Genomic DNA, 25,740 nt, shown 5'->3' on the forward strand with positions numbered 1-25,740 from the left:
AGATGGCTCAGTGAGCCGGCGGCTGTGTCCTGACTGCCGTTTGCCCGCGTGTTTCGCGGCGCGCCGGAATGAGCAGCGCGACAGCGGCGATGCTGACGAGCAGGCCGCCGAGCAGCGGCCCGAAGGGCTGGTCGAGCGCCAGCGCCAGCGCGAAGGCCGCGGCGAAGCTGAGCACGCCGACGCTGACGGCGAGCAGCAGCCCGCTGCGCCACGTGCCCGCCCAGCGCCAGGCGAGCAGCGGCGGCACGAAGATCAGCGCAAAAGCGCCCATCACGCCGATGCTCATCGTCGCCAGCGCCAGCGTTGCCGCGACCAGCAGGTCGAAAGCCAGCCGCGGCGCCGCGATGCCGCTGGCGCGCAGCAGCTCGGGGAAGAAGTGCGCCAGCAGCAGGCGGCGCGAGAGCACGCGCAAGACGACCAGCGCAGCGAGCACGCAGACGCTGGCGGTGAGCAGTTGCGCGTTGTCGCTGAAATAGAGTTGGCCGTCGAAGAGCGCGTGCGCCATGCGTTCGGCCAGCGGCAGATTGGCCGCGAGCAGTACCGAAGCGGCCCAGGCGAAAACCAGCAGCAGCGCGAAGAATGCTCCCTGCGCGCCGCGCGTGGCGCGGTCGAACAGGTTTTTCAGTGCCGCCGCCAGCGCCGCGGCGCCGACGCCGCCGGCGACCAGCGGCAAGCCGGCGAGCATCGCCAGCAGCGCGCCGGCCGCCGCCGTCTGCGCGAAAGCCAGCGCTGCCAGCCACTCGTCGCGCAGGCGCAGGTAGGCGCCCAGCAAGGGCAGCGCGACGGCGAAACACAGGCCGGTGGCGAAAGGGCCGACAAACAGCGCGTCGAACGGCAGGGAATCGAGGCCGACGGCGGATAACAGGCTGTCGGCGCTCATCTGCGCTCCTCCAGTGACACACTGGCGGTGGCCGACGTGCCGGCTTCGTTGCCGGAATCACAGCCGGAATCACAGCCGGAATCACAGTCGAATTCGTCGTCGGGCGGCGCTTCGGCCGGCGCATCGAGCTGCAGCACGCGGCCGCAGACGGCGGCGATGAAGCGCGCGTCGTGGCTGACCAGCAGCAGGCCGACACCGTCGGCGGCGCGCCGGCGCAAGGCAACTTCCAGCGCGGCGACGCCGGCCGGGTCGAGGTTGTTGGTCGGCTCGTCGAGCATCACCAGATCGGCCGGCGCCCGCAGCGAGGCCCACAGATGCAGGAACTGGCGCTGGCCGCCGGACAGCGTGTCGAGGCGCAGTGCGAGGCGCGACGCCAGCCACGGCGGCAGGCCGGCACTGCTGGCGCCGGTCAGCGCCAGCAGGTCGTGACCGTTGAAAGGCACGCCGGCGAAGGCCGGTGGCAGCTGCCGCTGGTGCGCCAGGCGCAGCCCCGGCCGACGCTCGACGCTGCCGGCGAAGATGCGCGCGCTGCCGGCGATGGCCGCCAGCAGCGTCGACTTGCCGGCGCCGTTGGCGCCGCCGATGCCGAGGATTTCCCCCGGCGCCAGCGCGAACGACAGCGGCCCGCAGACCGGGCGACGCGCCCCCGGCCAGCCGGCGGCGAGCGCGGTCACGCTCAGCAGCGGCGCCGGCTGCCGACTCACTCCTTCAGCCCCTGCAGCAGACGACGCACGGTGTCGTCGTAGAGCGAGAAGAGATCCTTCGCCTCGGGCGTGCCGCCGACGGTGAAGGGCAGCAGCACCGGTACGATGTGCGTCTGCGCCGCGACCCAGCGCGACGGCGTGTCGTACTGGTAGGCCGGACGCAGCACCATGCGCGCCGGATTGCTCGCCTGCCGCGCCACCACCGCCGCCAGCTGTGCGCTCGACGGTTCGACGCCGGGACGCGTTTCGAGGCTGCCCAGCTCCTTCATGCGCAGCCAGGCCGTCAGGTAGGGAAAGGCCTTGTGCTGCACGAGCACCGGCACGCCGGCGAGCGGCGCCGCCTCCTTCTCCCAGCGCGCGATCGCCGTGCGCAGGCGCGCGGCGAAGGACTGCCAGCCGGACTGATAGGCGGTGGCATTGGCCGGGTCGATCTCGGCCAGCCGCTGCGTCAGCGCCTCGCCGACCTTGAGCAGGTTGCGCGGATCGGTCTGGATGTGCGGATTGCCGGCCGCATGCACGTCGCCCTCGGCGCGGTCGAGCACCGCCGGCGCCTCGCGCATGACGACGTAGCGGGTCGCCTCGAAGTAGCCGGGCTGGCCCGGCTGCACGCGTGCGTTGCCCGATTCGCGCAGGACCAGCGGCAGCCAGCCGATCTCGAGCTCGGCACCGGTGGCGACGACCAGATCGGCGCTGCGCGCGCGCGCGATCAGCGAGGGCTTGGCGTCGATGCGGTGCGGGTCCTGCAGGCCGCTGGTCGCGGCATAGACGTCGACGCGCTCGCCGCCGATCTCCTTGGCCAGCGCCGCCCACTCGGGAACCGACGCGAACACCTTCAGCGCCGCCTGCGCCGGCAGGGCCAGCGCGGCGAACAGGGCAAACAGGAACAGGGGAATGATTCTTTTCATGGTCGTTGCTCCTTGGCTCAGAACTTGTGCGCGCCGTGCGCGCCCAGGCTCATGATGTATTGCAGCCACACCTGGTTGTCGGTGGCATCGGGACGCGTCTTGTCCTGCGCGAACTGCAGGCGGACGCGCGAGAACTCGCTGGCGCTCCAGTCGACCATCAGCGTGTTGCGCTTCGGCGTGAATTTCTCGAGTAGCGGCAGCTCGCTGGCGGCGATGGCACCGCTGTCGATCAGGCCGATCGCCGCGCTGCCGGCGTCGAGCCGGTCGTAGCGGTAGCCGACGCGCCAGCGCGGCATGAACTGATACACCGCCTGCGCATAGAAGCCCGATTGCGTATTGCGATAGCCGTCGCTGGCGCCGTTGCCGGTGACGTTCTTCGTATCGTAGGTCAGCGTGCCATCCTCAGTGCGCCGGAAGTACTCGCCCTGCAGCTTGAGGTATTCCGACTTGGCGTTGCCGTTCGGCGCCCATTTCCAGACGAAGTCGGCAATCCAGGTCTTGCTCGTGCCGCTGAAGCTGTTGTGCAGATCGGCGGTCGCGTTGAGCGGATCGTCGTAGACGCGGTCGCGTGGCTTCGACTGGAAGAACGACAGCCCGGCGCGCCAGTTGTTTTCGATGCCGACATCGCCGCCGACGTGCGCGAACAGCGCGCCCGACATGAAGCCGTTCTTGTTGCGCTCGCTGTCGCTCGCCGGGAAGCTCCTGGCGCGCGCCGCCTCGGCGCCGAACTCGAGGAAGAACGGCGTCGGTGCCAGCCAGCGCGCCTGCACGCCGTCCATGCCGAGTGCGTTGCCGAAGAAGGCCTGGTAGGGCAGCGGCGCGTCGGAGAAGTCCCATTCGTGCGGATGCATCTCGTTCTGGTAGCCAACGCCGGAGAGGAAGCGACCGGCCTTCAGGTTGGCGCCACCGCCGAGGCCGAGCGTCTGCACGCTCGCTTCCTCGACGCCGATCTCGTTCTCGGGCGACACCGCCAGGCGGAAGTTGCCGCGGAACATGTGATCGACGTTGGCCGAGATGGCCAGCTCGGATTCGCCGAGATTGAAGCTGCGCCCTTCCGGCAGCGTTTCGCCACCGGCCGGCATGAAGCCCTGCAGGCGGCGGTCGGACGGGTTCTGCGACAGATTGGTGTAGCTGCCGCCGAGGATCAGCGAGATTTCGGGGTTGAAGGCGGCGGCCGAATTCTGCCGCTGTCCGGCCTGCTGCGCGGCGACTGCCGCCTGCGTGGCGCCAAGCTCGGCGACCTGCGCCTTGCTTTCGGCAACGGTCGCGCTCTGCTCGGCGCGCGAGGCCGAAGTTTCGGCCTGCGCCAGACGCGCTTCCAGCGCCGCGATGCGCTGCTCGTAACTGCGTTTCATGTCGTTGATCTGCGCGCGGATCGCCGCCAGATCGGCGTCGCCGGCGGCGAAGGCCGGCGCCGGGGCGCCGAAAGCAAGGCAGACCGCGGCGCACAGCGCCGTCGGTGTGAAGACTGAGAAGGGGGTGCGCATGGCAACTCCTGCAAATGGGTGCGGATGAGGTCCGGTTGACCGGAGACAGTGCTTTCCCGCGGGAAACCGCCCGGCATGCCATGCGCGGCGACGCCGACGGCGTCGATGACGCGGTCGGCAGCGCAGGCTGCGGGTTGATCAGGTTAGCGGGAAAAACCGCTGCGTCAGGCAGCGGCGGGCCGACGGCACGAAGCGTCGGCAGGCAGCGCTCAGGCCGGCGGGCCGCGGGCGCGCGCCGGCAGCGCGCGCAGCGCGAACAGACCGACATGCGGCGCCGGCGCGGCGAGCGCCGGCGGATCGGCGAGCGCCGGCAGCGGTGCGCTCGCCGCCAGCGGCGTGTCGAGCGCATGGCCGGCAAGGCAGGCGACGCAGGAATGCGTTTCCGCCGGCGGCGCCTTGCCCTGCCAGTGGGAAAACTCGTGCGCCAGCACATGCGCCTGCGCGCCGACCAGCGCCAGCGCCAGCCACAGCGTCAGCAGCAGGCGACGCGGGCTGGCCGCATCACGGCGCAGCGCGTGCAGCAGGCTCATGCCGCCGCCGGCAGCGCTTCGACGCCACCGCAGAACATGGTGAAGGCCTTCGCCACGACCTCGCGCGACAGGCCGTCGACGATGAAGACGAGACGGCTGTCCTGGCACGCCGCGCGTGCCGCAGCGGCAGCGGCGAGTTTGGCAGGGCTCGCGACGGGCGCAGCCTCCGCCGGCCACGCCGGCAGCGTCGTCAGCGGGTAGCGCAGGTGCTGCACGCAATGCAGCACGCGCGGCCGGCTTTCGCCGACGACATTGACCAGCCCCTTGATGCGCAGGATGCGCGCGCCGCAGGTGGCGAGCAGCACGTCGATCGCCTCGGAAAACTCGGGCCAGACGAAAGGCTCGGCAAAGCGCAGCACGAAGGTATGCACCGCCGCGTCGTGCACCGGCTGGCCGGGCTCGAAACGCGAGCGGTAGAGCGGTAGCGCGTCGCCCTCGGCGGCGGCGGCAGTGGCAAGGCGATCGGCGGCAGCGGGATCTGCCGGCGACAGACGGCGACGTTCGGCAGCCGCCGCGGCGCGCAGGCCGGCAGCGGCGCGTTCCTCGGCAGCGGCGAGCCAGCACGCGAGTTCGTCGCCGCGGCGTTCGCTGCCACCGGCGAGGCCGAAGACGAAGCCGGCGTCGACCTCACCGTGCGCCATCTCGCGCAGCGGCGCGCCGGGGTTGAGCCGGTCGAGGCGGGCGCGCAAGGCGTCGATCTGCGCGCGCGGCGCCAGATCGCACTTGGCAAGCAGCAGGCGGTCGGCCATCGCCGCCTGCTTGACCGCCTCGACGTGGCGCGCCAGCTGCCCTTCACCGAGCGTCGCGTCGATCACGGTGACGACGCCGTCGATGCGGTAGCGCTCGGCGAGAAAGAAGTCGCCGCTGATCGTCGCCAGCACCGGCGCCGGATCGGCAAGGCCGGTGGTTTCGACGAGAACGCGCGAGAAGGGCGGAATCTCGCGGCGCAGGCGGCGCATGAACAGATCGCGCAGCGCCCGCGCCAGATCGCCGCGCGCGCTGCAGCACAGGCAGCCGGAAGCGAGCAGCACGACGTTATCGTCGATCTTCTCGACCAGATGATGGTCGATGCCGACGCTGCCGAACTCGTTGATCAGCACCGCCGTGTCGGCCAGCCGCGCGTCGCGCAGCAGCGCGTTCACCAGCGTCGTCTTGCCGGCGCCGAGAAAGCCGGTGACGACGGTGAGCGACAGTGTGCGCGCGGGGTCGGTGACAGTGGCCACGGTGGACGCTCTGCCCTGCTTACGGCCCGGCGCCATCGGGCACGTCGATGCCGTGGCTGGTGAGCCAGTCGCGGTCAAGCTTCCAGCGCACCGACTTGATTCCCGGCTGCTTGGCGACGATCTGCTGCGCCTCGCCCTGGATCGCGGCGAGTTCCTTCTGCGCGGCGACGAAGGCCGGATCGTTGGCGTCCTTCGTATTCACTTGCGGATGGATGACGGCGATCATTCGCGCCGCCGGCACGTCGGGGCTGCGCGGCGTGCCGACGAAAGCGACGTCGCCCTCGACCTTGAGCACGTGGAACGAGTAGGGATACGCCTTCAGCTCGGCGCTGCCCTGCTCGGCGATGACGCGCGTGAGGTCGCGCGCGCGCGAATCGGGCGCGCGGATGAACCAGTCGAGCGCCACCAGCGCGACGATCACGGCGGCGATCCAGGCAAACTTCTTCATGCGGCAACTCCGGCGAACCTGCTGGCTGCAGGGGGCAGAGCATAACGCAGCGCCGCTGGCAGCACAAAGACGGCGACGCTCGTGCCGGGCGGGGCGCAGTCGCGCGCAGCGTTGCGTGTAAACGAAAAAACGGGCGCCGAAGCGCCCGTTTTCAATTCCAGGATCGCGCCCGGGCGATCTCAGAAAGCGTGGCTCACACCGCAGCCGATGACGCTGCTGTCACCACCGGCAACCGGCGCCATCCCGGTGACGGTGTCACCGGAGCCGAACAGCTTGAGGCCGGCGTTGTTGTCATTCCTGACCACGGTGTAGGCGGCATAAGCCGTCGTGCGCTTCGACAGCGCGTGCGTGTAGCCGACCGTCCACGACTTGGCATCGTCGGCCTTGCGCGTGTCGAACTTGTCGTTGTAGGCGACATAGGCGGCGCGGATCGTACCCGCGGCGGTGACCGGAACGTCGACGCCCAACTGCCAGATGTCGAACTTGCCGCTCTCGCTGCCGCCGGTCTCGTTCTTCTGCGTCTGGAACGAAGCCTTCAGCTTGGCCAGACCGAAGTCGTACGAAGCGCCGAGGAAGTGCGCGTTGAGCTTGAGGTCGTCGCTGCCGCCGGCGAGGAGCTTGTCGACGGCGCGGCTGAAGACGTAGCCGGCGGCGATCGGGCCGTTCTTGTAGTTGGCGCCGAGTTCATAGACGCTGTCGCGGGTATCGGCCGTCGTCGCTTCCGCACCCGAGGCGCGGTTGCCGAAGGAGTAGGCCGCGCCGAAATCGAAGCCGGCAAAGTTCGGCGAGGTGTAGGCGATGCCGTTGTTGAAGCGGGTGATCGACGCCTGCAGCGCGCCGACCGTCGCCGTGCCGTTGTTCGCCGACGTTTGCAGCGAAGCCAGCGGCGACAACGGGCCGCCGCCGACACCGCCGGCAAAGGCGGCCACGGTGTAATAGCTGAGGCCTTGCAGGCGACCGGCGACGAGCGTGCCGAGGCTGCCCGACTTCAGGCCGACGAACTGCTGGCGCGCCATATGCGCCGTTGCGCCGACGCCGGTGTTCTTGTCGACATCAAGGCCGTACTCGAGCGTGAACACCGCCGACAGGCCGTTGCCCAGCGCTTCTTCACCCTTGAAGCCGATGCGCGAGGTGGCCAGGCCACCGGAATCGACGCCATTCTGGGCACGCGCGTTGTCGGCCGTGCGGTGTGCGCCATAAAGATCGACGATGCCGTAAATGCTGACGTTCGACTGCGCGAAAGCGCCGCCGGAAAGCAGGCCGGCGACGGCCAGCGCGATGATTTTCTTGTGCATGAGAAGTCTCTCCCCCGATTTGAAAAGCCGGCAACAGGCAGCGAAAGCCCGTGCGCCGGAGCTGACGTTTTTGTGACAAAACGTTGCCGGAGTCTGGCAAGGAGGGAAGAACTCGCGCAAGCGTCGGCGGGCAATGCCGGCGCGCTGCGCGCCAGGCTGTTGCATGATTGCGACAATGCGCTTGCGCCGCGACGCGCAAAAAAAAACGGGCGCCGAAGCGCCCGTTTTCATTCCAAGATCGCTGTCAGGCGATATTAGAAGGCGTGGTTGATACCAGCACCGAGGATGCTGCCATTGCCGCCAGCGACCGTCGGGTTGACACCATTGATGCCGGCATCAGCTGCGTTGTCGTTGTTCAGACGCGTGTAAGCAGCGTAGGCGGTGGTGCGCTTGGACAGCGAGTGCGTGTAGCCCAGGGTCCAGGCCTTGACCTTGTCGTCGTCGGCGCCAGCAGCCTTGTTCTTGTACTGAGCGTAGCCAACGCGAACGGCGCCAGCGGCGGTGACCGGAACGTCAGCACCGATTTGCCAGAGGTCGAACTTCAGATCATTAACACCGGCTTGCGTGGTCTTTTCGCGCTGGTAGGAACCCTTCAGCTTGGCGATGCCGAAATCGTACGACGCGCCGAGGAAGTGACCGGCATCCTTCGTCTGTTCAACAGCCAGCGGGGCATTGTCCTTGCCGCCGGAGTAGACGTAGGAAACAGCCAGCGGGCCGTTCTTGTAGTCGGCGCCGAGTTCATAGCCCTTGCTGCGGTCGTTGCTGGTCGTTTCTTCGCCGAAGACGTAAGCAACCTTGCCGCTGAAGCCGGCGAAGGTCGGCGAGACGTAGGCGATGGCGTTGTTGGCGCGAGCCGACGAGTTGATGTTCGCACCGGCGTACTGTTGCAGGGCGTACAGCGGCGAGAAAGCTGCGCCGCCGGAGATGCCGGCGCCGTAGGCGTTGGAAGCATCGAAGCCCGGGGTCTGCAGACGACCGGCGATGACCGTGCCGAGCGTGTTGCTGCTCAGGCCGAGGTATTGTTGGCGAGCGGCCAGCGTGCCGGTGCCGACGCCTTGGTTCGCATCAACGGTCAGGCCGTATTCCAGGGTGAAGATTGCCTTCAGGCCGTTGCCCAGCGCTTCTTCGCCCTTGAAGCCGATGCGCGAACCGCCGATACCGCCGGAGTCGATGCCGTTCTTGACTTGGTTGTCGTCAGCCTTGGTTTGGCCAGCGAAGACGTCAACGACGCCATAAACCGTAACGTTCGACTGCGCGTAGGCGCCGCCGGAAACCAGACCAGCAACTGCCAGTGCGATGAGTTTCTTTTGCATTGTGAATCTCCTCTAGGTTTGAAGTCGAAGGCCGGAACACGCGTTCCGGCCGCCGGGTCTTACCTCTCTGTGCGAGAAGTTGGCCCGATTCTGGCAAACCGGAGACGGCCGCGGCAACCTCGATCCGGCATTAGCCGCCAGCGCCGGCGAAAACTGTTGCGCTGCTGCAACACCCCGGAAAACCCCGAAAACACCCGCATCCCTTGCCCGCGCAGGCGCTCAGGGGGTTTCTCAACAAGGCCGACTAAGCTTATAAGCGGACGGGAAAAACTGCCGGCGGCACCCGTCCGGCAGCGGACGGCGCTGCCGCGCGGCGAGCTTCAGCGAAAAACGATGGTCTTGTTGCCGTGGATCAGCACGCGGTCTTCGAGGTGGTAGCGCAGGCCGCGCGCGAGCACGGCTTTCTCGATGTCCTTGCCGTAACGGACCATGTCGTCGACCGAGTCGGAGTGGTCGATGCGGATCACGTCCTGCTCGATGATCGGGCCCTGATCGAGGTCGCCGGTGACGTAGTGGCAGGTGGCGCCGATCAGCTTGACGCCGCGCTGGTAGGCCTGATGGTAGGGGCGCGCGCCGACGAAGCTGGGCAGGAACGAGTGGTGGATGTTGATGATCTGCCCCGGATACGCGGCGCACAGTTCGGGCGGCAGGATCTGCATGTAGCGCGCCAGCACCATGGTGTCGCCGCGCACTTCCTCGAACAGGCGGGTGATCTCGGCAAAGGCGGCGGCCTTGTTGTCGGCGCTGACCGGTACGTGGTGGAAGGGGATGCCGTGCCACTCGACAAAGCCGCGGAAGGTGTCGTGGTTGGAGATGACGCAGGGAATCTCGATGTCGAGTTCCTTCGACTGCCAGCGCGCGAGCAGGTCGTAGAGGCAGTGCTCCTGCTTGCTGACGAGCAGGACGACGCGCTTCTTCACCGCCGAGTCGCTGATCTTCCAGACCATGCCGAGCTCTTCGGCAATCGGACGGAAGCGCTCGCGGAACTCGGCGAGGTGGAAAGGCAGCGAGTCGGCGCGGATCTCGATGCGCATGGTGTAGCGGCCGGCTTCGGCGCGCGTTTCCACCGGTTCGACGGCGGCGTCGGCGTGGTAGCTCGATTCGAGAATCCAGCCGCGGTGCTCGGCGATGAAGCCGGCAACGCGGGCGATGATTCCCGAGCGGTCAGGGCAGGAAGCGGTGAGGGTGTAGAAGCGGTGCGGGTGCATGCGGGTCTTTCGGTGCTTGTCGCTCAGGCTGCGGCGCGCGCGAAGGCGGCGTCGATTTCGGCGCGCAGCGCGGCGTAGTCGCGAACGACCGGGTATTGCGGGAATTCGCGGATGACGTTTTCCGGCGGGTGGAAGAGGATGCCGCCGTGCGCTTCGCCGAGCATGGCGGTGTCGTTGTACGAGTCGCCAGCGGCGACGACGGTGAAATTGAGTTCCTTGAAGCGTTTGACCGCCTCGCGCTTCTGGTCGGGCATGCGCAGGTGGTAGTTGACGAGGATGCCGTCGGCGCCAGCCTCGAGGCTGTGACAGAACAGCGTCGGCCAGCCGAGCTGGCGCATCAGCGGGTGCGCGAATTCGTAGAAGGTGTCGGAGAGGATGACCAGCTGGTAGTCCTCGCGCAGCGCGTCGAGGAATTCGCGCGCGCCGGGCATCGGCCCCATTTCGGCGATGACCTTCTGGATGTCGGGCAGGCCGAGCTTGTGCTCGGCGAGGATGGCGAGGCGGTACTGCATCAGCTTGTCGTAGTCCGGCTCGTCGCGCGTGGTGCGGCGCAGCGCGTCGATGCCGGTGCGCGCGGCGAATTCGATCCAGATTTCCGGGACGAGGACGCCTTCGAGGTCGAGGCAGACGATTTTCATTGTGGCTCCCTGATTGATTCCGGGCGTACCCCCCGGTTGAGGCGAATTCTAGCAAACCGCGAGGCGCACCACGGCAGGCGCTGCCACTTCACGATCGCGGAAAACGTGCCGGCAAGGCCCCGGAGCATGGCTCCGTCGCCGACGAGCCGGCAAAAGCCGCTTGGACTACTGGGCGCGAGGATGGCTCGGACACGCAAGGCGACTTGTCCGGATAATGTCCGGACTGTATGATCGTCCAACTGATCGTCCAACAAGTTCATCGAGGAGACAGAGATGCCTGCTTTCAGCCCGGCCAAGTCCGAGCGGATCGATGTCCGCACCAGCACGCCCGTCAAGCAACTGCTGCAGGATGCCGCGCGGGCAAGCCACAAGAATGTGAGCGAGTTCCTGCTCGACGCTGGCATCACTGCGGCCAATCAGGCACTCGCCGAACGTCGGCATTTCGTTCTCGATGACGAGCAATGGCAAAGTTTCCAGCAGGCGCTGGATGCGCCGCCGCAGGCTTTGCCGCGCTTGAAGAAGTTGCTGACGGAGCCGGGCCTGCTCGATTGATCGTGGACAAGTTCGAGCACATTCGCAAGCTCGCGGCCAGCGATGGCGTAGACGGGTTTGATTGCGGGCAGGCAGCGCTGCACCAGTTCCTGCAAAGACATGCCCTGAACAGTCAGCGCGCCAACAGTGCCCAGACTTATGTCTGTTGTGCGCAGGGCCGCGTACTGGGCTTCTACAGCCTGACGGTCGGCAGCGTTGGCCACGAAGAGGCACCGGCGCGGCTGGTCAAAGGGCTGGCGCGCCATCCTGTTCCGGTCATGCTGCTGGCAAGACTGGCCGTCGACCGACAGGTACAGGGCCACGGCATGGGAGCGGCGCTGCTCAAGGACGCGCTATTGCGCACGGTGCAGGCGGCCGAAATCGCCGGAATCCGGGCGTTGCTGGTTCATGCCAAGGATGACGCCGCGCAAAGCTGGTATCAGGGCTTTGATTTCAAACCGAGCCCGACCGACCCATATCACCTTTTCCTGCTGATCAAGGACTTGAAACTGGCGCTCGGCGTCTGACGCTCAGCCCGCCAGCGCTTCGAGTTCGCCCTGACATTCGAGCCAGCGCTCTTCGCCGGCTTCGATCAGCGCCGCGAGTTCGCTGTGCCGGCGCTGCTGCTCGGCGAGTTCGGCGCTGCCGCCCTTGGCCCAGGTAGCTGGGTCGGCGAGCAGCGCGTCAAGCTCGGCGCGCTCGGCCTGCCAGGCGGCGAGATCGCTTTCCAGGCGGGCGACTTCCTTCTGCAGCGGGCGGCGGCGGGCGAGCAGCGCGGCGCGCTCGGCAGCGGCGAGTTCGCGGTTCTGCTTGCGTTCGGCGCGGCCGGCGGCGGCGGCGAGTGGCGGCGCGGCGGCGAGCTGGCGCTGTTTTGCCAGCCAGTCGGCGTAGTCGTCGAGGTCGCCGTCGAAGGGGGTAACGCCGCCGTCGGCGACGAGCAGCAGGCGGTCGGCGGTGGTGCGCAGCAGGTGGCGGTCGTGCGAAACGAGGACGACGCCGCCTTCGTATTCCTGCAGCGCCAGGTTCAGCGCTTCGCGCATTTCGAGGTCGAGGTGGTTGGTCGGCTCGTCGAGCAGCAAGAGATTGGGGCGACACCAGATGAGCAGCGCCAGCGCCAGACGCGACTTCTCGCCGCCGGAGAAACGGCCGCAGGGCAGCGTTGCCATGTCGCCGCGGAAGTCGAAGCTGCCGAGGTAGTCGCGCAGCTCCTGTTCGCGCGTGCTGCCGCCCTGCGCGGCGTCGACGCGGGCGAGCTGCGTCAGCGCCGACTCGTCGGCACGCAAGGCTTCGAGCTGATGCTGCGCGAAATAGCCGATCGAGAGCCCCTTGCCGTCGCGCCGCTCGCCGGCCGGCTGGCGTTCTTCAGTGGGTGGCAGCGGCGCCAGTTCGCCGGCGAGCAGGCGGATCAGCGTCGACTTGCCGGCGCCGTTGCGGCCGAGCAGCGCGATGCGCTCGCCGGGGCGCAGCGTCAGTTCGACATTGGCGAGGATGCGCCGGCCGGGATAGCCGGCGTCGGCGTGGCGCAGCGTCAGCAGAGGATCGGGCGCCGCCACCGACTCGCGGAAGCGGAAGCTGAACGGCGTGTCGACGTGCGCGGCGGCGACTTCCTCCATGCGCGCCAGCGCCTTGATGCGGCTCTGCGCCTGCCGCGCCTTGGTCGCCTTGGCGCGGAAGCGCTCGACGAAGGCGTGCAGGTGCGCGATCTCGCGCTGCTGCTTTTCATAAGTCGATTGCTGCAGGGCGAGACGCGCCGCGCGCTGCCGCTCGAAGGCGCTGTAGCCGCCGGTAGACAAGGCCATCGTCGTCTGCTCGATATGCAGGATGTGGCTCACCGTCGCGTCGAGGAAGTCGCGGTCGTGCGAGATCATCAACAGTGTGCCGGGGTAGGCGCGCAGCCAGGCTTCGAGCCAGAGCACGGCGTCGAGGTCGAGGTGGTTGGTCGGTTCGTCGAGCAGCAAGAGGTCGGCGCGGCGCATCAGCGCGCGCGCGAGGTTGAGGCGAACGCGCCAGCCGCCGGAGAATTCGGCGACCGGCCGGGCGAAATCGGCGTCGCTGAAACCGAGGCCGTGCAGCAGTTCGGCAGCACGGGCGCGCGCCGCGTAACCGCCGATGTCGGCAAGGCGTGCGTGCAAGGCGCCGATTATTTCACCCACGTCCTCGCCAGCACCGGCGGCTTCGGCCAGCGCCAGTTCGGCCTCGATCGCGGCAAGTTCGCTGTCGCCGGAAAGAACGAAGTCGAGCGCCGGATCGGGTAGCGCCGGCGTGTCCTGCGCGACATGCGCGATGCGCCAGCTGGCCGGCCAGTCGAGATCGCCGGCCTCGGCGTGCAGGCCGCCGGTGAACAGCGCGAGGAACGAGGACTTGCCGCAGCCGTTGGCGCCGGTCAGGCCGATCTTCCAGCCGGGACCGATCTGCAGCGAGGCATCGGCGACGAGCGGTTCGCCGGCACGGGCGAAAGTGAGACGACGGAGGGAGATCATGGGCAGGCCGGCTGGCGCGGGAAGCGTAAAGTGGCTATTTTACGGCCTCGGCGCAGCGCTACCGCGGCGCGGGACGGAAGGGATACAGCGAATGGCGGAAATGGAAGGCTTGGCACAGCGGCAAGAACTCTCGCAGCAGGGACGCTGGCGCCTGCGCGCGCTGGCGCTGGGCGCCTGCGCGCTGTGCCTCGGCGGACTGGCGCTGCCGACGGTCAGCGTCGCCGCCGCTGAGGCGGCGAAGATCGATTTTGCCTTGCCGCAGACGGTCGAGGAGTCGGAGGCGCTGAAGGCGCGCGCGGATGCGCTGCACGCCGAAGCCGACCGGCTGAACGCCATCGCGCAACAGCAGTGCTACCAGAAGTTCCTGGTCAACGCCTGCCTCGACGACGCTAAGAAGGCCTACAACCGCCTTAATCTGCAGGCAAGGCCGCTGGAGCAGGCGGTACGCGATTTCGAGCGCGCGCAACGACAGGCTGACGCCGACGCGAAAGAGACGAAGCGCGCCGCCGACGCGCTGAGTCGGGAGAAGGAGCAGCGCGAGCAGGCCGAGCGTTATCGCGCCGACGAAGCGCGACGAGCCGCCGAACGCGAGCAGAAAATCGCGGCCAAGGCCGCGCAGGCCGAGGCCGGCCAGCGCAAGACGGCCGCCGAAGAGGCCGATCGGCGCGAACGCGACGCCGATCGCGCCAAACGCAAAGCCGAGCGCGACGCAAAAAAGGCGGGAAACGCTGCCGACGGCAAGAGCGGCAGACAGGGCGTTCAGTAAGAACGCGCGGCGGCCGGGCAGCGGCACGCCGCAATCGCCCGGCGCAGCGAGACGACTAATTCTTGAAACGGATCGGCCCGGCCTTCTCGGGGAAGAGCGCGCGGCGGTCGGCGTAGTAGTTGGCGATCACTGCGAGATCGGCTTCTTCGTTGCCGGTCAGCGTGATCCAGCGACCGATGCCGACCTCGCGCCGGCCGTAGTCGATCAGCCCGAGCCCGACCGGAACGCCGGCGGCGAGCGCCAGCCGGTAGAAGCCCGATTTCCAGTGGTCGGTCCGGCTGCGCGTGCCTTCGGGCGTGATCACCATGTGGAAGCTGTCGCGCCGGGCAAATTCGGCGAGCAACTGCTCGGTCATTCCGGTGCGCTCACGGCGATTGATCGGCACGCCGCCGACGCGCAGGTAGAAGCCGCGCAGCGGCCAGCGGAACAGCGTGTCCTTGCCCGCCCAGTGCATGAAAACGCCCGAACTGATGCGAAAGAGCAGGCCGAGCGGGAAATCCCAGTTCGAGGTGTGCGGGTAGACGATGACCACCGACTTCGGTCCGGGCGGCGGCGCGAACACCGTCCGCCAGCCGACCAGCCGCAGGATGAAGACGCATAAACGGGGCAGCATGGTGTCTGGTGAGTTGGAAGTATCACTCACCAGATCAGTCGATGCCGCGGCTGGCGAGGAATTCCTCGTAGGTGCCGGGGTAATTCACGTGCTTGCCGTCCATGCGCACTTCGAGGATGCGCGTCGCCAGCGAGGAGACGAACTCGCGGTCGTGCGAGACGAAGACCAGCGTTCCCTTGAACTTCTCGAGCGCGGTATTGAGCGACTCGATCGATTCCATGTCGAGGTGGTTGGTCGGCTCGTCGAGGATGAGCACGTTGTTCTTGGTCAGCATCAGCTTGCCGAAGATCATGCGCCCCTGTTCGCCGCCGGAAATGACCTTGACCGACTTCTTCACGTCGTCGCCGGAGAAGAGCAGACGGCCGAGCGTGCCGCGGATCAGCGTCTCGACCTCGTCGCCTTCGCTGGCGTTGTCGCGCGCGTAGCTGGCAATCCAGTCGGTGAGGTTGACGTCGCTCCTGAAATCGTCGGCGTGGTCCTGCGCGTAATAGCCGCGCTTGGCCTTTTCGGTCCACTTGATGCTGCCGAACTGCGGCTGCAGTTCGCCCATCAGCAACTTCAGGAAGGTAGTCTTGCCGACGCCGTTCTCGCCGATGATGGCGACGCGGTCGCCGGCGTTGAGCGTGAAGTTGAAGTTGTTGAACAGCTTGCGCTCGCCGCCCTCGTAGGCAAAAGTCAGGCTGTCGATCTCGGCCGCCTGGCGGTGCAGCTTTTCCTTCTCGTCGTAATCGAAACGGATCCACGGGTACTGGCGCGACGAGGGCTTGACGTCTTCGGGCTTGAGCTTGTCGATCAGCTTCAGGCGTGAGGTTGCCTGCTTGGCCTTGGAGGCGTTGGCCGAGAAGCGGCGGACGAAGGTCTGCAGTTCGGCGATGCGTTCCTTGGCCTTGGCGTTGGCGTTCTGCTGCCGCTCGCGCGCCTGCGTCGACGCTTCCATGAAGTCGTCGTAGTTGCCCGGATAGATGGTGATCCTGCCGTAGTCCAGGTCGGCCATGTGCGTACAGACCTGGTTGAGGAAGTGGCGGTCGTGCGAAATGATGATCATCGTGCTGTCGCGCTCGTTGATCACGTTTTCCAGCCAGCGGATGGTGTCGATGTCGAGGTTGTTGGTCGGTTCGTCGAGCAGCAGGATGTCGGGGTTGGCGAACAGCGCCTGCACCAGCAGCACGCGCAGCTTCCAGCCCGGTGCGACCTCGCTCATCGGGCCGAAGTGCTGTTCGGCCGGAATGCCGACGCCGAGCAGCAGTTCGCCGGCGCGCGCTTCGGCGGTATAGCCGTCGTACTCGGCGAACTTCGCCTCGAGTTCGGCGGCGTGCATGTAGTCGTCTTCGCTCGCTTCGGGGTTGGCGTAGATGGCGTCCTTCTCGCTCATGCACGCCCACATTTCCTCGTGGCCCATGAGCACGACGTCGATGACGCGGCGGTCTTCATAGGCAAACTGGTCCTGGCGCAGATAGGCCATGCGCTCGTGCGCGTCCTTGGCGACGTTGCCGGCGCTCTGCTCGAGCTCGCCGGCAAGGATCTTCATGAAGGTCGATTTGCCGGCGCCGTTGGCACCGATCAGACCGTAGCGATAGCCCTCGCCAAACTTGATCGAGACGTTCTCGAACAGCGGTTTTGCCCCGAACTGCATGGTGATGTTGTTGGCGACGAGCACGGTAAACCCCGGAAAGATCAGCGTTTCAGAAGGGGCGTTATTGTACCCGAGGCCAGCACGAGCGGGGCGACGCTTAATGCGCGAGCGCCGGGCAGCGCGGCGCAAAAAAAACGGGCGCCCGGAGGCGCCCGCAAGAGGACTTCGCTGCTAGAGGAGTGAAACTCAGTGGTGGTAAGCCTGTTCGCCGTGCGAGGTGATGTCGAGACCTTCGCGTTCCTGTTCTTCCGGAACACGCAGACCGATCACCAGATCGACGACCTTGTAAGCCACCAGCGAGACGAGGCCGGACCAGACGATGACGGTTCCGACACCCCACAGCTGGCTCATCACTTGTGCGCCCATGTCATACGGGGCGACCGCGTTGGCAACGTAGTCATAGACACCGGTACCGCCGAGCGACGGGTCGCAGAAGACGCCGGTGAGGATGGCGCCGAGCATGCCGCCGATGCCATGCACGCCGAACACGTCGAGCGAGTCGTCGGCGCCGAGCAGGCGCTTCAGGCCATTGACGCCCCACAGGCAGACGACGCCGGCCAGCAGGCCGATGGCGATGCCGCCGCCGACACCGACGAAGCCGGCCGCCGGGGTGATCGCCACCAGACCGGCAACCGCGCCGGAAGCAGCGCCGAGCATCGAAGGCTTGCCCTTGAGCGCCCATTCAGCCGCCATCCACGACAGCGCTGCGCAGGCCGTCGCCACCCAGGTGTTGACCAGGGCGAGGGCTGCACCACCGGAAGCTTCGAGTGCCGAACCGGCGTTGAAGCCGAACCAGCCGAACCACAGCAGCGAGGCACCGATCATGGTGAAGGTGAGGCTGTGCGGCGCCATCGATTCGCGACCGTAGCCGATGCGCTTGCCGATCACGTAGGCACCGACCAGACCGGCCATGGCGGCGTTGATATGCACCACGGTACCGCCGGCGAAGTCGAGCGCGCCCTTCTGGAAGAGGAAGCCTGCCGTTGCGCCGGCTGCTTCACCCGCGGCAGCGTCGATGTAGGCATCCGGACCCGCCCAGTACCAGACCATGTGTGCCATCGGCAGGTAGGAGAAGGTGAACCAGATGACCATGAAGGCGAGCACGGCGATGAACTTGGCACGTTCGGCGAAGGAGCCGACGATCAGCGCGCAGGTAATTGCCGCGAAGGCGCCCTGGAAGACGACGTAGGCCAGTTCGGAGATGCCGACGCCCTTGCTGAAGGTCGCCGCGATCGAATCGACCGTGATGCCTTTCAGGAACAGCTTGTCGAGCGAGCCGAAGAAGGCCGACCCCTCGGTGAAGGCCACCGAGTAGCCATAAACGGCCCACAGTACGGTAACCAGCGAGAAGGTGACAAAAACCTGCATCAGCACCGAGAGCATGTTCTTCGAGCGAACGAGACCGCCGTAGAACAGTGCCACGCCGGGAATCGTCATGAGGATGACGAGCACCGCGCACAACATGACCCAGGCGTTGTCGCCCTTGTTGACGGTCGGTGGCGGCGGCGCATCGGCTGCCGGAGCTTCGGCAGCAGCCGCCTCGGCGGGCGCCGCGGCGGGCTCGGCAGCCGGCGCAGCCGCGGGGGCGGCAGCGGCGGGGGCCGTCGGAGCCGCCATCGTCGTTGCGGCTTCGGTGGCCGTCGCCGGCTTGTCGTCGGCCCAGGCCGGGGCGCCGAGGGTAACGGCTCCGAGCAAGGCCAGTAGTGCGATAAGGCGTCTCATGTTGACTCCTCCTACAGGGCTTCCTCACCGGTTTCGCCGGTGCGGATGCGGATGACTTGTTCGACATCGAAGACGAAGATCTTGCCGTCACCGATCTTGCCGGTGCTGGCGGATTTCTCGATCGCTTCGATGACCTGTTCGACGATGCCGTCCTTGACGGCGGCTTCGATTTTCACCTTGGGCAGGAAATCGACGACGTACTCGGCACCCCGGTACAACTCGGTGTGACCCTTCTGCCGGCCGAAGCCCTTGACCTCGGTGACCGTGATGCCCTGTACGCCGATGGCAGACAGCGCCTCACGCACTTCGTCAAGCTTGAACGGCTTGATGATGGCGGTGACCAGTTTCATGTTGGGCTCCTGGACTGGGGAGGCCGCAGCCTCCCCGGTTGATGCGGAATTACGATTTAGAACGTGCGGCTGACGGACAGGATGGCGATGCCGCGACCAGCGTCCTTGGTCTTGGATCCGGTGGTGGTGCCGCCGGCGCCATCGTCGGAGATCGAGTTGCGGATCGTATAAAACCCTGAATTGGCGTTGGTATCGACCCACGAGGCGCCGACGACCCAGCCATTGATGTCCTTGGTCACGCCGACCTTGTAGTCGGTGTAGCTGCCGTTGGTTACGTTCTTGTAGTCGAGGTGGCCGACGTGGCCATTGACGCCCCAGCCGTTGCCGAGGTCGTAGTTGGCCGACAGGTCGAGGTAGCTGGTGCCACGCGTCTTGGCGCCGCCATCACCGCGCGTCGCGAAATAGTCATCGATCGCGTACGAGTACTTGAGCGAAACGAACTTCCACGAACCGCCGATGTAGACTTCCTTGTTGTCGGCTGCGCCGGTGTTGACGCCACCGGTGTAGCCGCGCATTTCGCTACCCGGGTAGTAGTAGTAGATCGCGCCGACGTCGAGGCCGAAATCACCGAAGGCTTTCTTGTAGCCGCCGTAGAAGTCCATTTCCAGGTTGCCGTCGGGGAAGCCGGCGCCGGAGCTGACGTTGGAGTTCCAGTTGCCGACGTAGAAGCCGCTCGAGTGCGCGTAGTCGAAGCCGCCTTGCAGCGCCGGCTTGCCGAAGGTCTGGTCGATACCACGGAAGCGGTAGCTGCTGAACAGGCCGATGTTCGCGGTCAGCGCCGGTGCGGCGGCGGCTTCTTCGGCACAGGCCGATGAGACGAAAGCGGTCGGGGCAGCGAAAGCCGCGAGCAGCGCGGTGGCGACGATGGTCTTTTTCATATTTGACACTCCTCAAACAGAAATGAATAAGTGATACAAAAAGTTCTGCGCGAGTTCTTTAGCACGAGCCGTGCCAGAGAAAAAACCCGAGCAGCGTCAATGAGTTTGCCCGATTTTCGGAGACGGCGCAGCTGAATGCGCACCCGTATGGCGCAGCCCCCTGCGGACGTCGCACCATGCCGGTGCGGCAGCAATGCACCGCTGTGGACGCCGGCCCGCCGCGGCAAGGGTCGGCCCGGGCAGCTGTGCTAAAATCCGGCGCACCCGCAACGCTGCGACAAGCGAGACCTCTCATGCTCGACCCGAAAAAACTCGAAGAACTCGGCGCCCGCCTGAGCGCCGCCATCGCCGGCAGTCCGGCGGCCGATCTGGAAAAGAATGCGCGCGCCGTGCTCGGCAGTTTCTTCGCCAAGCTCGATCTGGTCAGCCGCGAGGAATTCGAGATCCAGACGCAGGTTCTCCTGCGCACGCGCGAGAAGCTGAAAGCGCTTGAAGCACGCATCGCCGCGCTGGAAAAGCCCCCGGAAAAAGCCGAGGACCAGCCGGCTGCCGGCCAGCCCTGAGCCGGCGCACGGCGGCCGGCTGACTTCGTCTAGCCCCACAGCCGCCGGCAATGTCGCTCGCCGTCCTGCATAGCCGCGGCCTTGACGGGCTGACGGCGCCCGAAGTCGCCGTCGAAGTCCATCTCGCCGGCGGCCTGCCTGCCTTCACCCTCGTCGGCCTGCCCGACGCCGAGGTGCGCGAAGCGCGCGACCGCGTGCGTGCGGCGCTGCAGAATTCCGGCTTCAAGTTCCCCGACAAGCGCATTACCGTCAACCTGGCGCCGGCCGACCTGCCGAAGGAATCCGGCCGCTTCGACCTGCCGATCGCGCTCGGCATCCTCGCCGCGTCCGAACAGTTGCCTGCCGGCGCGCTCGACGAGTACGAATTCGCCGGCGAGTTGTCGCTGACCGGCGCGCTGCGCCCGATCCGCGGCGCGCTGGCGATGACGCTGGCCGCCGACCGGCGCGGGCGGCGTTTTGTCCTGCCGACCGACAGCGCGCGCGAAGCGGTACTCTCCGGCGCGCCGGTGCTCGCCGCCAGGTCGCTGCTCGAAGTCTGTGCGCACTTTGCCGGAGAAGAGCCCTTGCCGGCTTTGCAGCGTGACGCGGCAACGACCGTTGCCATCGACTACCCGGATCTCGCTGATGTGCGCGGCCAGACGCGCGCCCGGCGCGTGCTCGAAATCGCCGCCGCCGGGCGGCATTCGCTGCTGCTCGCCGGACCGCCCGGCGCCGGCAAGTCGATGCTCGCCGCGCGCCTGCCCGGCCTGCTGCCGCCGCTTGCTGCCGACGAGGCACTCGAGTCGGCAGCGCTGCTGTCACTGGCCGGGCAGTTCCGCCCGGAAAATTTCCGCCAGCACCCCTATCGCTCGCCGCATCACACGGCGTCGGCGGCGGCACTGGTCGGTGGCGGTGTAAGACTTCTAAATATCTGCGACGGTTCACATAACGATGCAAATAGGGCAAATTAACTGCGAATATGACCCTTACAGCAATTTATGGCCGTCAAAATCGAAGACTTCAGGTTCGACGACAAACCATGGCGCATCACTTGGCTCGGACGGCTTGTTTATCCCCCTTCTTCGCGTACTGAGCCCCGCATCACCGTCCACCTTACTGAACTCCTCCCGGAGTTTGGAGACCCGTTCTCCGCAGACTCTCAGCCAAAGTCACCGAGGTACAAGCAGGTAGCGGTAAAGGTCGGTTTCATCCCCTTTCTCAAGATAGGGTCAGTTTGGCTCGAAGGAGTGCGAGTGCCGGCTCAGTCGAGAGAGGTCGAATGCACCTTGGTACACGAGAAATGCCAACTGGTCCGCTTCGATAGCAAAGTCCGGATTGGGAACACTTGGGAGCCAATATTTGCTCCAAATAGGTACCGAGTTGGGCTTGACGCACTAACTGAGGTCAATAGCTCGTGGGTTGTGCTTCTACACGATCCGACGCCCGCCATTCGCCTCCTCGTGATACCTGCGACTACGTTATTCCAGCGGGCGATGGCCACATCCCCGAAAGCTGTCCGTCGTCTCGTCCTCGGGCAGTTCGATAAGATCGTCGACCCCTCATCAGCCCCACTTCTCGACGATCCGAAAACGTTTTTTCTTCTCTTGTTCAAGGATTTCGATGATGCGGAAGGTCCGGCGCTAGCCAATCTCATCGCTGATCCTATTGCATCCCAGGAGTACGCTCGGTTCCGCAAGGCCCTCACGATCGAATCCGCGAACTATCAAGGGCGTGAGCAGCCACCGGCCCACATCAAGCTCAACCTGCCTTTCAAGAACCCAGCTCGACTCAAAGCCCGCGGAAAGTTCATGCCATTCAAAGTACTGGAAGGCAAGAAAGACGTCACAAAGTGGGGGTTCTTGGCGACAGATATAACAGACTTGCAACCCAGATTTTGCTTCGACCGCCTTATCGTAGAGCGGAAGAACAACGCCAACAAAGGCCAGAATGCAGGCGACCCCGACCTTGCGCCCACGTGGGGTGGCCGCATTCGCTCCCCCGTCGAACTAGATAAGCCAGTTGTCACGTCCGCAGTAGACCCTGCCGATGATTTGGAAGCTGCCTGTATCGAGGAATCCGGAAATTTCAACGACCCTCTCGTTACGATAATTAAGGATCAGAAGTTGGTACAGCAGTACCGATCCCGGGCGCGACAACCTCGTGGAGCCGGAGAGTCCGACGGTACCGCCTCGACTGGCGACCTATCAGGAAAAGGCTCTACAACCGAGTTGGATATAGAAGTTGCTCCAACGCCTGAGATCCCAATCACGCTTGACGTCTTCTTCGATGCGCTCGCGTTGGTAGTCAAGGCAGGCTATCCGTTCGAGACCATTCCGATTTCGTCTTCCTTCCGCCAACGACCAGACAGTGGCGTCGTCAACTTCTTGCCACGGCACATCAGAAGGGTCCGCAGTTGGCATCTAACCTCGGACAGTGCAGGCGCCGCTCCTCGCGGCTATGTAGTTGCTGAGCTGTTCCAAGGAAGTGTATGGCGGTATCTCATCGAGATTCAACGAAAAGGCGCCGAAACACTAGCCCTCCTGTACGTCCGACACTATCAGGGCCAACGAATCGAGAAGCGCGAACTTGAGCAGTTTATGCTCAGTGTTGCGCGCGAGAACGGTTGGGGGGCCAAGGAATATTTCAAGAAATGGGTCTGCATCCCAATCAAACACCGTCCCAAGAAGGGGACGCTGGCATTCTCGCAAGACATCATCAAGCAGCTCTAACAGGGATCAAAATGCTCGCCCTTTGTTTCACTACGGACGATGAGCGTTACCATCGCTAGCTGATGCCGATTAGCTGACTCTTTTCAGCGTCTAGAGGCAGGATTTCGGCCTTAGCTATCTTCCACCCCGCTAGCTCTGAGCTTCTGTTCAAGGCCACATACCGGTCGTTTGGGGGCCGTGTTAGCTAAAAATTCTGGCTCGTGTTATGCCACTCTCTTCTTGAACCCGTCGATCCAGGTGATGACCACGTCTAGGTCTGCTGAGAGCTCGTCAACCGAAGGCAAGGTCCCAGGAAGCTCATCAGACTGGGAGTGCTCAAATCTTGAGTACTTGGTCATCATCTCCTCAACGGTTGAGCAGTCGTCCACGGTAATTTTGGCGAGTGACTTGATCTGCTGCGTCTGTACTGACCGCCGGAAGCGTTCAACGAGCCCGTTCAGGAGGATTTTTTCCACGGTCCGTTCGATGAGGATACGGAAATCGCCGCAAGCGGCTTTCAATGCGGCGTCGTAGGCCCCGCCATCACCGGTGTCCGCATGCTTGCGGATCTGCGGAAGCTTTTGATCACGGATGACGATGAAACCCTTGTCAGGTTTTCCATGCCGGACATCCAGAGTGTCCACCATGCCCACATTAGGTCCGACGCGCCGCAGCGTATTGATCGAAAGGGCAACACTTTTCCCGGCCGCTTCTTCAATGAGGGCGAGCAGCGAAAGACGGTGGGTGAAGACGATGACCTGCCGGGATTTTGCCAATTCAACTAGACGTTCCACGACCCGCTCTTCAAATTCTTGATCGAGCGATGAGACCGGATCGTCAAAGACAAACGGTGTGGGCTGGCCGGAACCGGTAATGTCAGCAAGGAATGCGGACAGTGCGACGATTCGGTTTTCGCCTTCGCTCAGAATCTCACCGGCACTAGTTTCCTTCGACGCGCCCATGATGGCGAGCTTGAAGCTCACTTTTCCTTTACCTTCTGAAACCGGAACCGGCTCCACCTTCAGGCGGCTTCCTCCCAGCGTTTTGAGCTCCGCGACGAAACGGTCCCGGTAGCCAGTGGCCAACTCGTTGTTGGCCAGTTCGTTCTTCTTTGCGGTGAACACATTCGTCTTCGTCGTACCTTCGGCCTTAGTCAGCCGCTTGATGGCCGCTAGGCGGATAATTTCGTCGGCCACCGCATTTTTCTGTTGAGAGAGCCATTGACGCGCCTTGAGTTCCTTCAGCTTCTTCTCGAGTTCTGCTTTTTTCCCGTCCTTCGCAAGTTCCTCCAAAGCCGCAGTTTCTTTCGTTTGGGCCGCAGCAGTAGCGTCCAATGCTAGGTCGACTACAGACCAATCGACTTCAGGTAGCGGGATTGCCCCGTCTGTTTTTGGAATGGCTTCGAGCCGGAGTCCGATTGCCGTACGTAAGGCAGATCCGACTGCGGCCGGGACCTTGATGAACTCCATGTGCAAGTCCCATTTCACTTGGTCTGGCACTCGGGGTAACGTGGCTATCGCTGCCGCATAGTCCTTTTCGGCCTTGGTTGCGGCGGATTCCAATCCGCCCTTCACGAACGATTCGAAGTCGGACATTCTTCCACGAGCCGCGTCGTCGAGAGGTTGGTGGCAGAGGACGCAAAGCTTCCCCTCGTCTGTGACAGGGAACGGTGCTTCGGGATAGGCAGTACTTTCGGAATATTTTCTCGCCTGCTCCCACAGCAGGCTCCACGATGCGCCGCCGATTCCATCGAGGGCTGCACCGGCGAATGCCTTCGCAGCGTCTTCGACAGCGGCTTTCCGCTTAGCGGCAGCATCCTTTCTCGCGGCAACAAGCTTCGCAACCTCCGCGTCCGATACGGCGAGCTTCATGGCGTCGTAAGCTTCCTGGAAGATCATCAGGGTCCGTTTGTCCAAACCGAGCCGTTTGATTCTTTCAGCGACATCGTGCTTTTTCAGCGACGTTTCGGTCTCCAGGCGCAGTTCGTCGTCGGTGAGCGTCCATGCGCACGCATCGTTGAGCGCAATCGAGGTCGTGGTGTCCTTGAGTTGGGCGATAAAGGAGGCTGCCGCGGTTTCGGAATATTCCAGCGGAACGAGCGGGAGTTTCTTAGGAAGTGCGCCTTTCCTGTCGCTTAAAAGTGCCGCAACAGCGTCGCAGATCTTGATCATCGACGTGAGAAAACGCATCTGGCGCGTTTCGTAGGAGGCTTCGTTCTTGGAGTCGACGTAGGATTCCGCCACGGCGGTATCGAACACGTGAACCGACCTGAGCTGCGGGAATCCTTTGGAATCGCCTTGCCATTGGAGCAATTCCTTCCCGGCCGCGGTGGAAATGACCACATCGCAGGAAGGGATAGTTTTTGTCGAACTGAAAACGTCGGGCAAGAGGTCCGATTTGTGGCGCGCTCCGCAGGTGTGTTTCAAGAGTCTCGCGTATCCAGACTTGCCGGACCCGTTCATTCCAAAAACTACGGACAAGTCCGAATTTCCGAAATCGAGGCTCGCTTTGTGCCGTATTGCGTTTACGCCGACGACTTTGTCCAGCTTCGTGAGTTTGAACGAAGCCGTACCGACGGCGGCACCAAATATCCCGTGCGGGACTGTTTCGAAAACCGCGCCAGCCACGCCATTGGCTTCTGCTACACAGAGGTCGGCCAACTTCCCTATCTCTACATCCGAGGGGAATTTTCGACTGGCAGCAAGCCGGGCCGCCGCTGTTTGAACCCACTTTGGCCTAGCAAAGAACCACTCCACAAACACATCTTTCTGAACCTCAACTGCTGCAATGGCTTTCATCGGTCTGGCCTAGATAGTAATGTCTCAGGAATTCTATCCGAATAACCTTGGTGTATACCAATGTCGTCAACGGTTCTGATAATCGACG

At 64.8% G+C, this 25,740-nt stretch carries 24 protein-coding genes; 6 read left to right on the plus strand and 18 right to left on the minus strand.

Features of this window, described 5'->3' with window-relative positions; translation table 11 throughout:
* Positions 1 to 7: 7 nt before the first annotated feature.
* The 11 genes from GGD90_RS01730 to thrH all read right to left on the minus strand — a co-directional run bounded on the left by GGD90_RS01730 (position 8) and on the right by thrH (position 10,631).
* Complete coding sequence (locus GGD90_RS01730) at positions 8 to 880, minus strand: metal ABC transporter permease (protein WP_153115013.1); 873 nt, start codon at positions 878 to 880, stop codon at positions 8 to 10.
* Positions 877 to 1,584: an ATP-binding cassette domain-containing protein gene (locus tag GGD90_RS01735; RefSeq protein WP_153115012.1), complete on the minus strand. Its 708-nt coding sequence runs from the start codon at positions 1,582 to 1,584 to the stop codon at positions 877 to 879. The genes GGD90_RS01730 and GGD90_RS01735 overlap by 4 nt, the downstream gene beginning before the upstream one ends.
* A complete protein-coding gene (locus tag GGD90_RS01740) occupies positions 1,581 to 2,489 on the minus strand; it encodes a metal ABC transporter substrate-binding protein (RefSeq protein WP_153115011.1) in 909 nt (302 codons plus the stop codon). Before GGD90_RS01740 ends, GGD90_RS01735 begins: the two co-directional genes overlap by 4 nt.
* A gap of 17 nt (positions 2,490 to 2,506) precedes the next feature.
* A complete protein-coding gene (locus GGD90_RS01745; RefSeq protein ID WP_153115010.1) occupies positions 2,507 to 3,976 on the minus strand; it encodes a TonB-dependent receptor in 1,470 nt (489 codons plus the stop codon).
* A gap of 209 nt (positions 3,977 to 4,185) precedes the next feature.
* The gene (locus tag GGD90_RS01750) at positions 4,186 to 4,506 is read right to left on the minus strand and encodes a hypothetical protein (RefSeq protein ID WP_153115009.1); all 321 of its coding nucleotides are present in this window, start codon (positions 4,504 to 4,506) and stop codon (positions 4,186 to 4,188) included.
* The gene (locus GGD90_RS01755; protein WP_228273615.1) at positions 4,503 to 5,729 is read right to left on the minus strand and encodes a CobW family GTP-binding protein; all 1,227 of its coding nucleotides are present in this window, start codon (positions 5,727 to 5,729) and stop codon (positions 4,503 to 4,505) included. The genes GGD90_RS01750 and GGD90_RS01755 overlap by 4 nt, the downstream gene beginning before the upstream one ends.
* A gap of 19 nt (positions 5,730 to 5,748) precedes the next feature.
* Positions 5,749 to 6,177, minus strand: a complete 429-nt coding sequence (locus GGD90_RS01760; RefSeq protein ID WP_153115007.1) for a hypothetical protein — start codon at positions 6,175 to 6,177, stop codon at positions 5,749 to 5,751.
* Positions 6,178 to 6,356: 179 nt separating this feature from the next.
* A complete protein-coding gene (locus tag GGD90_RS01765; RefSeq protein ID WP_184414891.1) occupies positions 6,357 to 7,472 on the minus strand; it encodes a porin in 1,116 nt (371 codons plus the stop codon).
* A gap of 254 nt (positions 7,473 to 7,726) precedes the next feature.
* Positions 7,727 to 8,785 (minus strand): porin, encoded by a 1,059-nt coding sequence (locus GGD90_RS01770; RefSeq protein ID WP_153115005.1) that lies wholly within the window; start codon positions 8,783 to 8,785, stop codon positions 7,727 to 7,729.
* 320 nt (positions 8,786 to 9,105) lie between these two features.
* The gene (gene purU, locus GGD90_RS01775) at positions 9,106 to 9,993 is read right to left on the minus strand and encodes a formyltetrahydrofolate deformylase (RefSeq protein WP_153115004.1); all 888 of its coding nucleotides are present in this window, start codon (positions 9,991 to 9,993) and stop codon (positions 9,106 to 9,108) included.
* A 23-nt stretch (positions 9,994 to 10,016) separates the two neighbouring features.
* The gene (gene thrH / locus GGD90_RS01780; RefSeq protein ID WP_153115003.1) at positions 10,017 to 10,631 is read right to left on the minus strand and encodes a bifunctional phosphoserine phosphatase/homoserine phosphotransferase ThrH; all 615 of its coding nucleotides are present in this window, start codon (positions 10,629 to 10,631) and stop codon (positions 10,017 to 10,019) included.
* A gap of 273 nt (positions 10,632 to 10,904) precedes the next feature.
* Between thrH and GGD90_RS01785 the strand changes: the two genes are divergently transcribed.
* Positions 10,905 to 11,183 carry a type II toxin-antitoxin system TacA family antitoxin gene (locus GGD90_RS01785; RefSeq protein ID WP_153115002.1) on the plus strand — a complete coding sequence of 93 codons (279 nt, stop codon included), beginning with the start codon at positions 10,905 to 10,907 and terminating at the stop codon, positions 11,181 to 11,183.
* A gap of 2 nt (positions 11,184 to 11,185) precedes the next feature.
* Complete coding sequence (locus GGD90_RS01790) at positions 11,186 to 11,689, plus strand: GNAT family N-acetyltransferase (RefSeq protein WP_228273614.1); 504 nt, start codon at positions 11,186 to 11,188, stop codon at positions 11,687 to 11,689.
* A gap of 3 nt (positions 11,690 to 11,692) precedes the next feature.
* Here the strand turns inward: GGD90_RS01790 and GGD90_RS01795 are convergent, their stop codons facing one another.
* Positions 11,693 to 13,642 carry an ATP-binding cassette domain-containing protein gene (locus GGD90_RS01795; protein ID WP_153115001.1) on the minus strand — a complete coding sequence of 650 codons (1,950 nt, stop codon included), beginning with the start codon at positions 13,640 to 13,642 and terminating at the stop codon, positions 11,693 to 11,695.
* Positions 13,643 to 13,733: 91 nt separating this feature from the next.
* On the opposite strand from GGD90_RS01795, the gene GGD90_RS01800 reads away from it, so the two are divergent.
* Positions 13,734 to 14,408 carry a hypothetical protein gene (locus GGD90_RS01800; RefSeq protein WP_153115000.1) on the plus strand — a complete coding sequence of 225 codons (675 nt, stop codon included), beginning with the start codon at positions 13,734 to 13,736 and terminating at the stop codon, positions 14,406 to 14,408.
* A 55-nt stretch (positions 14,409 to 14,463) separates the two neighbouring features.
* Here the strand turns inward: GGD90_RS01800 and GGD90_RS01805 are convergent, their stop codons facing one another.
* From GGD90_RS01805 to GGD90_RS01825, 5 genes are all read right to left on the minus strand, one after another.
* Positions 14,464 to 15,021 (minus strand): lysophospholipid acyltransferase family protein, encoded by a 558-nt coding sequence (locus GGD90_RS01805; RefSeq protein ID WP_153114999.1) that lies wholly within the window; start codon positions 15,019 to 15,021, stop codon positions 14,464 to 14,466.
* 34 nt (positions 15,022 to 15,055) lie between these two features.
* Positions 15,056 to 16,678: an ABC-F family ATPase gene (locus GGD90_RS01810; RefSeq protein ID WP_153114998.1), complete on the minus strand. Its 1,623-nt coding sequence runs from the start codon at positions 16,676 to 16,678 to the stop codon at positions 15,056 to 15,058.
* Between the two features lie 162 nt (positions 16,679 to 16,840).
* A complete protein-coding gene (locus GGD90_RS01815; RefSeq protein ID WP_153114997.1) occupies positions 16,841 to 18,376 on the minus strand; it encodes an ammonium transporter in 1,536 nt (511 codons plus the stop codon).
* An 11-nt stretch (positions 18,377 to 18,387) separates the two neighbouring features.
* Positions 18,388 to 18,726 carry a P-II family nitrogen regulator gene (gene glnK / locus GGD90_RS01820; protein WP_153114996.1) on the minus strand — a complete coding sequence of 113 codons (339 nt, stop codon included), beginning with the start codon at positions 18,724 to 18,726 and terminating at the stop codon, positions 18,388 to 18,390.
* Between the two features lie 56 nt (positions 18,727 to 18,782).
* Positions 18,783 to 19,604, minus strand: coding sequence for a TorF family putative porin (locus GGD90_RS01825; protein ID WP_153114995.1), 822 nt, complete (start codon positions 19,602 to 19,604; stop codon positions 18,783 to 18,785).
* Between the two features lie 293 nt (positions 19,605 to 19,897).
* Here GGD90_RS01825 and GGD90_RS01830 point away from each other — a divergent pair, with 293 nt between their 5' ends.
* The 3 genes from GGD90_RS01830 to GGD90_RS01840 all read left to right on the plus strand — a co-directional run bounded on the left by GGD90_RS01830 (position 19,898) and on the right by GGD90_RS01840 (position 22,875).
* Complete coding sequence (locus GGD90_RS01830; RefSeq protein ID WP_153114994.1) at positions 19,898 to 20,167, plus strand: accessory factor UbiK family protein; 270 nt, start codon at positions 19,898 to 19,900, stop codon at positions 20,165 to 20,167.
* A gap of 50 nt (positions 20,168 to 20,217) precedes the next feature.
* Complete coding sequence (locus GGD90_RS01835) at positions 20,218 to 21,117, plus strand: YifB family Mg chelatase-like AAA ATPase (RefSeq protein ID WP_153114993.1); 900 nt, start codon at positions 20,218 to 20,220, stop codon at positions 21,115 to 21,117.
* Between the two features lie 522 nt (positions 21,118 to 21,639).
* The gene (locus GGD90_RS01840) at positions 21,640 to 22,875 is read left to right on the plus strand and encodes a hypothetical protein (RefSeq protein ID WP_153114992.1); all 1,236 of its coding nucleotides are present in this window, start codon (positions 21,640 to 21,642) and stop codon (positions 22,873 to 22,875) included.
* 203 nt (positions 22,876 to 23,078) lie between these two features.
* Here the strand turns inward: GGD90_RS01840 and GGD90_RS01845 are convergent, their stop codons facing one another.
* On the minus strand, positions 23,079 to 25,652 hold the full coding sequence (locus GGD90_RS01845; protein ID WP_153114991.1) for an AAA family ATPase: 2,574 nt from the start codon (positions 25,650 to 25,652) through the stop codon (positions 23,079 to 23,081).
* Between the last annotated feature and the right edge of the window lie 88 nt (positions 25,653 to 25,740).

The sequence above is a fragment of the Rhodocyclus tenuis genome (genome assembly GCF_014197755.1).
GTDB lineage: Bacteria > Pseudomonadota > Gammaproteobacteria > Burkholderiales > Rhodocyclaceae > Rhodocyclus > Rhodocyclus tenuis.

Coding starts and splice junctions, on each gene's coding strand:
- thrH (WP_153115003.1), bottom strand. CDS start 10,631: ATGAAAATCGTCTGCCTCGACCTCGAAGGCGTCCTCGTCCCGGAAATC.
- GGD90_RS01745 (WP_153115010.1), bottom strand. CDS start 3,976: ATGCGCACCCCCTTCTCAGTCTTCACACCGACGGCGCTGTGCGCCGCG.
- GGD90_RS01750 (WP_153115009.1), bottom strand. CDS start 4,506: ATGAGCCTGCTGCACGCGCTGCGCCGTGATGCGGCCAGCCCGCGTCGC.
- GGD90_RS01800 (WP_153115000.1), top strand. CDS start 13,734: ATGGCGGAAATGGAAGGCTTGGCACAGCGGCAAGAACTCTCGCAGCAG.
- GGD90_RS01730 (WP_153115013.1), bottom strand. CDS start 880: ATGAGCGCCGACAGCCTGTTATCCGCCGTCGGCCTCGATTCCCTGCCG.
- glnK (WP_153114996.1), bottom strand. CDS start 18,726: ATGAAACTGGTCACCGCCATCATCAAGCCGTTCAAGCTTGACGAAGTG.
- GGD90_RS01835 (WP_153114993.1), top strand. CDS start 20,218: ATGTCGCTCGCCGTCCTGCATAGCCGCGGCCTTGACGGGCTGACGGCG.
- GGD90_RS01765 (WP_184414891.1), bottom strand. CDS start 7,472: ATGCACAAGAAAATCATCGCGCTGGCCGTCGCCGGCCTGCTTTCCGGC.
- GGD90_RS01815 (WP_153114997.1), bottom strand. CDS start 18,376: ATGAGACGCCTTATCGCACTACTGGCCTTGCTCGGAGCCGTTACCCTC.
- GGD90_RS01740 (WP_153115011.1), bottom strand. CDS start 2,489: ATGAAAAGAATCATTCCCCTGTTCCTGTTTGCCCTGTTCGCCGCGCTG.
- GGD90_RS01795 (WP_153115001.1), bottom strand. CDS start 13,642: ATGATCTCCCTCCGTCGTCTCACTTTCGCCCGTGCCGGCGAACCGCTC.
- GGD90_RS01770 (WP_153115005.1), bottom strand. CDS start 8,785: ATGCAAAAGAAACTCATCGCACTGGCAGTTGCTGGTCTGGTTTCCGGC.
- GGD90_RS01830 (WP_153114994.1), top strand. CDS start 19,898: ATGCTCGACCCGAAAAAACTCGAAGAACTCGGCGCCCGCCTGAGCGCC.
- GGD90_RS01785 (WP_153115002.1), top strand. CDS start 10,905: ATGCCTGCTTTCAGCCCGGCCAAGTCCGAGCGGATCGATGTCCGCACC.
- purU (WP_153115004.1), bottom strand. CDS start 9,993: ATGCACCCGCACCGCTTCTACACCCTCACCGCTTCCTGCCCTGACCGC.
- GGD90_RS01805 (WP_153114999.1), bottom strand. CDS start 15,021: ATGCTGCCCCGTTTATGCGTCTTCATCCTGCGGCTGGTCGGCTGGCGG.
- GGD90_RS01840 (WP_153114992.1), top strand. CDS start 21,640: ATGGCCACATCCCCGAAAGCTGTCCGTCGTCTCGTCCTCGGGCAGTTC.
- GGD90_RS01845 (WP_153114991.1), bottom strand. CDS start 25,652: ATGAAAGCCATTGCAGCAGTTGAGGTTCAGAAAGATGTGTTTGTGGAG.
- GGD90_RS01825 (WP_153114995.1), bottom strand. CDS start 19,604: ATGAAAAAGACCATCGTCGCCACCGCGCTGCTCGCGGCTTTCGCTGCC.
- GGD90_RS01760 (WP_153115007.1), bottom strand. CDS start 6,177: ATGAAGAAGTTTGCCTGGATCGCCGCCGTGATCGTCGCGCTGGTGGCG.